We start from the raw sequence: 906 nt of genomic DNA, 5'->3' as shown, positions 1-906 counted from the left end.
GCCGTGGGCAGGGCTCCGGGGGCGTCGTGGGCCGGGGAGGTGGCTGTGCCGGCGGGGGTGAGGTCGCGCAGGCGTGCGGAGAAGGTCGTCGGGGGACAACGCTGCGCCGGGTGGCCTCGGCGGCTTCTGCTCGATGAGCCGCCGAGGGGCTGGCCGCAGGCGTTGGCGAGGGGCATGACGGCCGTGCTCGGGCCCGTATGCGGGCAGGCGCGGCGGACCTGGCGGGCAGGGGTCGACGGCCTCGTCCGGGAAGTGATCCACTGACTGCCCGTCACCGTCCGGTTTCTGATAGTTGTTTCAGGGGGTACGGGCACATGCCCGTGGCGGTGTTTCCCCGGCACTGCAGGGAGGGCGCACATGAGCACCATCACTCGGGATGAGATCCTCGCCGGCGAGCAGCGGGCGGTGGACCACGCGTACGACTGCTACGCCGCGAAACTGGCCGAGCTGAGCGGCACCTCGGCCGCCACCGCCTCGGCGAGCGGCAAGGACGGGATCGCCAACCGGGCCGAGGCGGAGGCTCGCGCGGAGGCCTACGGCGGGCTCGGCGACGAATCCCTGGTCTTCTCCCGCGTCGACGCGCCGGAGGACCCGGGAGGAGACCCCCGTCCCTGGTACATCGGGCGCCGCGGCGTGCACGACGCTTCGCACGAGCCGGTGGTCCTGCTGTGGACCAGCCCCCTGGCGAAGAAGTGGATCGAGACCCGGCCCGAGAGCCCGGGGGAGGTGGTCCTGCGCCGACAGCTGCGCTGCACGCAGCGGATCGTCGAGAGCTACTTCGACGAGATATCCCTGGTGAAGCCGGCCCCCGCCGCCGTACCCGAGTCGGCCCCCGCCGCCGTACCTGAGCCCGCCGCCGTCCCCGAGCCCGCTCCCGTCCCCGAGCCCACTCCCGTACCCGAGCCC

1 pseudogene is annotated in these 906 nt (G+C 73.5%); it reads left to right on the top strand.

What is annotated here, in order from left to right:
• Positions 1 to 357: 357 nt before the first annotated feature.
• A pseudogene (locus E4099_RS34735) lies at positions 358 to 906 on the top strand (ATP-dependent DNA helicase); the annotation flags it as partial.

Origin of the sequence: Streptomyces palmae (genome assembly GCF_004684805.1) — a bacterium.
Classification (GTDB): domain Bacteria; phylum Actinomycetota; class Actinomycetes; order Streptomycetales; family Streptomycetaceae; genus Streptomyces; species Streptomyces palmae.
Note: the sequence above shows the minus strand (reverse complement) of the source record. Positions and strands in the feature narration are given on the sequence as shown.